We start from the raw sequence: 7,191 nt of genomic DNA on the forward strand, positions 1-7,191 counted from the left end.
ATGTAATCAAACATACGATTCATACGTAAATGACTGGAAAAAAACAAAAAACAAAAATATTTATTGGTCCGGAGAAACCCTACCATTAGCTATTACAAGAGGATTATCAAATAGAGTTAAAATTACTGAAAATCAGTATGCACAGCTATTAAATGATAAGAACTTGCTTTCAAGATCCATGTTTCAACAGAAAGTATGCATTAAATAAATTGGATATAATATGAAGTTAATAAGCATAGTAATTTCTCTAATTTTATACATTTTTCCTAGTTTATCTATGGCAGAAGTATTTGATTTAAAAAATGTAGAAATAGTAAAACAAAAAGGTTTTCCTACTGCTGTAGTTAAGGAATATATTGCTAATAGTCCTATAAAAGTAAAATATTCATATTCTATTAGCCATGATAATGATGAAGAAAATGCTGTATATTTCTCATTTCAACGTGGTGAAACATATATAAATGAAATAATTGACTATGGGGTTATGATAGAAAATATAAATAAAACAGTCTTAAAAAACTCTATTATTACTAGTAAACCACCTACGATGTACTGTACTTATGAAGGTGTAGCCACTATTTTATTTAAAGATATTACTTTATATATTCCAGAAGTTGCTGGAGAAGCTTTAACAAGTGGAACTGTTCTAAAAGTTATTAATGCAAGTTCTCCTAAGCGGGTTTGTCAATAATAGGGTTAGAGTTATTATTTAAGAAAATCTAAAATTAACATAATACGCGTTATACGAAATGCTGTATAATTATCCTTATAATTCAACACTGTAGTTTCTAGTTTATAGCCCGAGCATCCCTGTTCGGGCTTTTTTTATGATTTTTCACGTTCCACGTCTACTTATTGAGCAATGTTCCACGGCTTTAATAAGCCCAGGTGAATAATCAGGAAGCCTGTGCTTTTTCTTTTTGGCGTTCATCCAGCTCTTTCTTCAGTGCCTTTTTATCCTGGTACGATGCAATTAGCATAATCGGGATCAGCAGCGGAGCCACAATAATGCCCAGGGCAATGTCTTTCAGTTTCGGCATGATTTCTCTCCCTAGATTGCTCAGTCATGATCAAAAACAGCATTTAGCACACGGCCAAATAATCCACGTTTTTTGTGTTGTGGCACAGCAGTAGTTGTTTGCTGAATAGGCTTATCTTCTATTGGCGTAACTTGTGACGGCTGTACAGTTTCTTGTAAGTCTGTAGTTGTACGGACTTGTTCATTTGTACTGTCAGGCTCACTGTCAGGCTGAATATTTTTAGGTGTATAACCAAGTGCTAAGGTTAGATTGTCAATCTTATCTTTGAGTTGCTCAATCTCCTTATACATACGTCTTTCACGCTCTTCGGCAACTGATTTATCGTGCCGTAACTCTTCAATTAATTGCTTGTACAGTTCAACTGTAGTGTTGTCGTTTTCCTTACTATCAGGCTTACTATCAGCCTGACTGTTAGGCGTACCGTAAACACGTTGCATTTCACTAAAATCAATCACTTTTCGATTCTTCGCATCAATTTCATAACTGATAGAACCGTTCTTCATACGATCATAAATTGATGTACGAGCAATTCCATATTTTTTAGCTAATTCTGCAACAGTAAATTTAGGCATAGTTCTTTAATTATGTTTTAGTCCCTCATTACATGAACTGTAATGTACTTAAGCCTTAAAACCTAGATTTTTAAGATGTGGAAGAAGTTGTTTTTGCTGTGTTGGATCTCTGAGCATATCTTTAATTTTAATCGCTAATTCTTCATAGCTTTCACCTTGATTTGCTAAATGAGACAGTTCATGTAGACGAGATAACTGATTTCCAAATAAGTTAAGTTGTGCATCATTCATTTGATAAAAAGATTGCTTGATAGTGTTAGTTTGTTTAGATGGTCGAGCTTTAGACTTAATAGAGAACTGGATATCAGTAATCACTCTTCCTTTCTTAAATTGCTGATAATCTACAGTTATATCAGTATGTTTGTTGATTTCACTAATTGCTTTGTCTAATACATTAGACTTGAAATTGGACATAGTTGAATACTCTTCAACACCAAGTCCAAGCTTTGATCTTAAATCATTGATACTGTATTTTTCAGTCTTAGCAACGCTTAACCACTTAATAATAAGTTCATATAATCGAATACTATATTTGCTTTTAAAGTCAGAAACTTGTTCGATATAGTATTTTGTGAATTGTTCACTTAATTTACTAATTAAGCTAATTACTTCATGACTAAGATATAAAACAATCAAACCGCTCTTATCAACATAGGTCACTTTATTAACCCAATTAGCCGTTGAAAGTGCTTCTATGCCCTTATACCTATCTAAATAGCTAAACTCTCTTCGCTTTAACGTTTTAGAAGCATCTTTAAGTAGGGCATAAGCATTATTACTATCCACTTTAAATTGATAGATATAGTCGCTCACAGATACTTCTATAGGGGTATCTGGGGAAAGGTTATTTGATTCTCTAGCTTCAACTATTGCTAGAAGCATAATCCGTTGCTCTATTAGGGATAAATTGAAAGAGGCATCAATAAGAGCATTATCCTTTACAACTAACTTATTGGTATTTGTCATAATTCCAAGGTTACTTATTAATCTAACTAGGTTATATACCGCCTAATTTAAATAGTCAATAATCCAACTATTCAAATACCCCTTAAACCTATCTTTATAACCCCTTAAACCTATCTTTATAACCCCTTAAACCTATCTTTATAACCCCTTAAACCTATCTTTATAACAATTTAAGATATTAATTTTAAATATTTTTTTAATGTCTAAAAGCATTTAAAAGCTTTAAAATAATTAAAAGCACAGGGAATGAAAAATTGCCCTTGGTTTTCGCTACGCTCAAACTCTATTGAATCTCGCTTTCGCTCGATTCGTTGGGGCAATTTTTTGGCTAATACTTACGTGAAGTTAAGAAAAAACAAAAGCAACTCGGAATTCGCTTCGCTCATAAATCATTTATGCTCGCTACGCTCGATCATGGAGCCAAGTTCATACAGTCGCTTTGCTCGGCTAATCTCGTTCAAATGCGAAAGGGAGCTTTGTAATCAGGGAAAAAGCGAGGGCGAAATTTTGATATTGCTCAATCGCTCGTGGACACTCGCTCGGTTTAAACTTATTTGCTTTCAAAGGAAAAAATAAAGCGAACGGAGTGTGAGCGAATAAACCATTTATCGTTCATCCCCCCCTTATTACTGTTTTTGCTGAATTAGATTAAAAATCAAAATCGAAATCACGATTCTGTTGTGGTTTATTTTCAGGTTCTGGGCTTGGCTGTGAAAAATGTTTTTCAGCGATAGGGGCTTTTTTCTCTGCAATAAAGATTTTTATGTACTTAAAGCTATCTAAACAGTTTTGATATGCCTGTCTTTGAGACTTTAAACGATCATTTTGTGGCTCTAAAATGATTTCACAGTTTAAATATTTGAGCATGATTTCATCATTTTTAATGATCTTTTCAATTTTTTCATAGTCGTAACTACTGAGGCTATTCGATGCACGAGACGTATACTGCTTCAAGTTGTCTGCCTTTTCAGCGATACAGTCGATAATGCCTAATTGGTTTTTATTTCGGTATAACTCATCTTGTTTTTTAGAAAGTCTCTCATGGCCGATATTATAGTTTGGATAGTAATTGTCATACCTCAGGCTAAACTTTGATGCTCGTTGCGGCTTTATCCTAATATCTTTGACTAATTCAGTTAGTTCCTCAAACCTTTGATCAATGTTATCAAGTCTCCAAGCATTGTTTCTAACTGCTGTAGTCGCTTGTCCTGAGTCCTCAAGTCTTCGTCTATACTGGTTGATACTTTGAGTTGTGAGAGCTTCAAGAGAGCCTGCTCTAGATCTGTCTGTTGAGCTGTAATTTTCTGTCGAATAGGTCTGAGTTCTGTGCTCACCATACTGTTCACAATATTGCTTAAGTTCAGATGGCTTAAGGCTTGTGTTAATTGCGTTTGTAATTGGCTCATTAAGTTGCTTTGAAAGTTTTGCTGTAAATCCTGCGAAAAACTCCCCTGCTCGATTTTGGATAGCTCGCCTTTGAGTGCCAAGATCAAGTCTTGTTGTGCCTGTTTCTCCGCCTGCAAAATGCTGATTTTGCCCTGTAATTCCTGCTCTACTTCGCTGTAGCCGGTCAAGATGGTCTTTAATGAATCGACTTGTTGATTCAAAACCTTGTTTTGCTCCGCTAACAAGCTGTTTTGTTGCATCAATAAGTTGTTTTGCTCTGTCAAAAAATGGTCGATTTCGCTCTGCATGCCTTATCTCCGTAGGCTGTTCAAATAGTTGATTTGGTTTGTTATCGCTTGTGCGTTCTGTTGAATCATTTGCTTTTGTGCTTCGATTGTTTTTACGTGGGTTCGTGTTTGAAAGGCGAAATAAAAACTGATTAAAAACATCAACACTGTAAATATCACTGTCCCAAGTAGTCCGTAAAGTGCTCTCTGACTGTTCAATTTTTCCGTCAAAAGGCTCTGGAACTGACTGTTGATTTGCTTGCTTTGGCTCGCTACGACTTGCCCGACTTGGGTTTGAATAGATTTCTCTAGACTCGGTTGGTCGATCTTGATGCTCAGTAACTGGCGGTTTATGGTCGCTTGGAGGTCTTGAAGTGAGACTGAAAACGAATCTATGCTCGATTTCACTTTTGATATTTCCGCAATATCTATATTCGCTAGCTGAGTCGACAATGCGTCTATTTGCGCTTTGTAGCTCGCTGTGGTCTCTTTTATGGCTTGGGGTGATAGATTCCCTATTTCGGTCAATATCGAGCTTAGATGCGATTCTAGAGCCATTGCTGTCTGCTGTACTTGCTGTAAAAGCATGCTGTTTTGAGTTATAGGCTCCTCGCTTTGCTCGATAGTCATCTCGAATGCTTTGAGCGTCTCGGATAGCCTGTGCAAGCTCGTCTGCAGTTGGTCGGCTTTCTGCTTCTGCTCTGAGACGCTCTGAATAAAGTCCAATTTCGAATTTTTCATTGTAAAAATCGCCTTTAAGTCTATGTTTTTTGCCGTTGGTGAGTGTGACCGTTAAAAATTCTTTGCTTTGCCTGACCGACTCAACGCCTTTGACTTGCTCGATACACTCGACAATATCTGCCCTGTTTTCTGCTGTTTGGGTCTTTAAGAGTGTTTGGACGTAGTTATCAACGGTCTTGCAAAACTGCTTTTTTGTGAGGGTCTCAATGTCTTGGCTTGTAAGAATATTTTTTGCTTGGGCATTCAGCTTGGCAATGTGATTTGGCTCTTGCGTGGTGTGCATCAAAAGCAAGTCATCAGGACGTGACCACTGATATTTTGTGTTGAAGTAGTCTCGCAGTGAGTCAAAATGTTTTTCATGACCAGGTGGGGCTATATTGAGTGATTTACCACTTTGTATATCAAGGCGTGGTGCGAGAACGTGGATGTGCTTTGAGCCATCATCATCAGTGTGTAGCACTGCAAAAAGGTGATACTGAGAGGGATCTAGTCCCGAAAAAGCATGTTTTTCAAAATCGTTTAAAACCTCTTGGATCTGCTCGTTTGTTGGATTATCTTCTTTTGACCATGCAATCACGCCACTCGTATATTTCCAAAGGTGAGGACTGGCATCACAGACTGCATTAAACGTAGTCGCATCACCTCTTAAAACCTCGACCCCTGCCCGAACATTGCCAAGATGATCAAGCTTATCTAGAACATACGCTGAAGCGTGTGCAGCAGATCCTTTGCCGTGGTTTAAGAATTTAATATGCACTTTCATCCTCCTCAGCCAGTTGTACTGAAGACAACTGCTTTTTAAGCCGTTCAGGGCTTTGTCTGCTGATTTTAGGAAGTGCAGGGAATATTTGTTCTAACTCGGTTTGAATGCCTTTTAAAACTGAAAAAATGCTGAAAACATCTAACTTGCGTTGCTCTTGTGGATCGGCATTTTTAATGATGTTTAACGCTCGGGCTATCTGATTCAAGTTGTTGCCAATTTTGGATAGCTCTAGCAATACACTAGGGTCAGTTTTTTGATAGCGTTTGACCACTTCAATCACTGTTTTGATTTTGGTCCGTGGTTTTAGTTCTTCTTCCGTGGGCTGTCTAACCGTGACGGCATCTTGCATAACTTCACGTTGAATCAGAGAGTGAATGAAGTCTGTAAAAGTCGTTTCTTCTTTTTCAATGTGCTTCTCCAGTTGCTCTAGCTGCAGCTCAGTGAGTCTGAAAATTTTATTTTTACTTCGCATATTCTCATCCTATTCGCATCACAAGCTTTTGCTTTTAAGGCAACAACGTTGACTTGCCCATCTGTGATGGGCTTGGGGTCTTAGGGGGAATCCCCTAACAAGTCCCTGTATATCAAAATTCGAAGAATTTTGTATATACAGGTAGGCTTGCTTTTTTCCATTTGGCCATCTAATTTTATTCTACTATATTGGTCAATATTTGTATGAAAAGATCAAAAAAAAGGTTTATCTGGTGATAGTGCTTAAATTTCGCATAAGAAATTTTATGTTAAATAGCCCCAATTGATGGCTATTTTTTGTAGATAACAGTGATCAAATAGCTATTTCACTATGACTGCCTAATAAGATCCATCATTAGACCATATTTTAGAACAATGCTCATCAAAGATAATATTTTTTAAGTAAAATATATTGTAAAATCAGTTCTTTATTTGATGTTTTATTTAGGGTTTCTTATGTGGAAGACAATTATAGGTATGAGCATTTTTGCTTTTAGTCAAAGTTCTTTTGCTATAGTAGAAATATATCAAAATAATAATTTTTATAAGGCGAATTCCAATCAATCTATAGAGTATGATGTCGATTCAAAAGAAATTTTTATCATAAATAATGGGGTTAAAAAAAAATTGGGCCTGATCGCAGATCATGGTTTTTATGTCAGTAAAATAAATGGACAATTGAATATCATTATTGATAAGTCTGGGAATTATCCCACTACACCATATTTTTATTATATTAATAAAAATGGGAAATTGATTGAATCAAAATATGATTATAAAGAAATACCAGAAAGTTTTTCTTATCATGATGGATTTGAGTGTAAGTATTCTGAGAAAAATAACGTAGAAATCAACTTTACATGTTCTAATCCAGATATATCAAAAAATACAAAATATAGTTATACATATAAAAATGGAAGCATAAATTTAATAAAATTAAATGATGATAAAGTAGGTTTGAAGGT

General features: G+C 35.8%; 8 protein-coding genes. 3 read left to right on the forward strand and 5 right to left on the reverse strand.

Features of this window, described 5'->3' with window-relative positions; genetic code table 11:
- Nucleotides 1-208: hypothetical protein (locus D7V32_RS17495; protein ID WP_213072558.1), on the forward strand; the 208-nt coding region annotated here is incomplete at its 5' end.
- Nucleotides 209-220: 12 nt separating this feature from the next.
- The gene (locus tag D7V32_RS16360) at nucleotides 221-691 is read left to right on the forward strand and encodes a hypothetical protein (protein WP_120403853.1); all 471 of its coding nucleotides are present in this window, start codon (nucleotides 221-223) and stop codon (nucleotides 689-691) included.
- A gap of 205 nt (nucleotides 692-896) precedes the next feature.
- Here D7V32_RS16360 and D7V32_RS17410 read toward each other — a convergent pair whose 3' ends face one another.
- The 5 genes from D7V32_RS17410 to D7V32_RS16385 form a co-directional block, all read right to left on the reverse strand.
- Nucleotides 897-1,040, reverse strand: a complete 144-nt coding sequence (locus D7V32_RS17410) for a hypothetical protein (protein ID WP_162898103.1) — start codon at nucleotides 1,038-1,040, stop codon at nucleotides 897-899.
- Nucleotides 1,041-1,060: 20 nt separating this feature from the next.
- On the reverse strand, nucleotides 1,061-1,612 hold the full coding sequence (locus D7V32_RS16365; protein WP_120403854.1) for a plasmid replication DNA-binding protein: 552 nt from the start codon (nucleotides 1,610-1,612) through the stop codon (nucleotides 1,061-1,063).
- A gap of 48 nt (nucleotides 1,613-1,660) precedes the next feature.
- Nucleotides 1,661-2,578 carry a replication initiation protein RepM gene (gene repM / locus D7V32_RS16370; protein ID WP_120403855.1) on the reverse strand — a complete coding sequence of 306 codons (918 nt, stop codon included), beginning with the start codon at nucleotides 2,576-2,578 and terminating at the stop codon, nucleotides 1,661-1,663.
- 648 nt (nucleotides 2,579-3,226) lie between these two features.
- Nucleotides 3,227-5,755 (reverse strand): relaxase/mobilization nuclease domain-containing protein, encoded by a 2,529-nt coding sequence (locus D7V32_RS16380; RefSeq protein WP_120403856.1) that lies wholly within the window; start codon nucleotides 5,753-5,755, stop codon nucleotides 3,227-3,229.
- Nucleotides 5,739-6,227, reverse strand: a complete 489-nt coding sequence (locus D7V32_RS16385; RefSeq protein WP_120403857.1) for a MobC family plasmid mobilization relaxosome protein — start codon at nucleotides 6,225-6,227, stop codon at nucleotides 5,739-5,741. Before D7V32_RS16385 ends, D7V32_RS16380 begins: the two co-directional genes overlap by 17 nt.
- Before the next feature lie 455 nt (nucleotides 6,228-6,682).
- Here D7V32_RS16385 and D7V32_RS16390 point away from each other — a divergent pair.
- On the forward strand, nucleotides 6,683-7,191 hold a 509-nt coding region (locus D7V32_RS16390), incomplete at its 3' end, for a hypothetical protein (protein WP_147394237.1).

Origin of the sequence: Acinetobacter tianfuensis (genome assembly GCF_003611465.1) — a bacterium.
Taxonomy (GTDB): Bacteria; Pseudomonadota; Gammaproteobacteria; order Pseudomonadales; family Moraxellaceae; genus Acinetobacter; species Acinetobacter tianfuensis.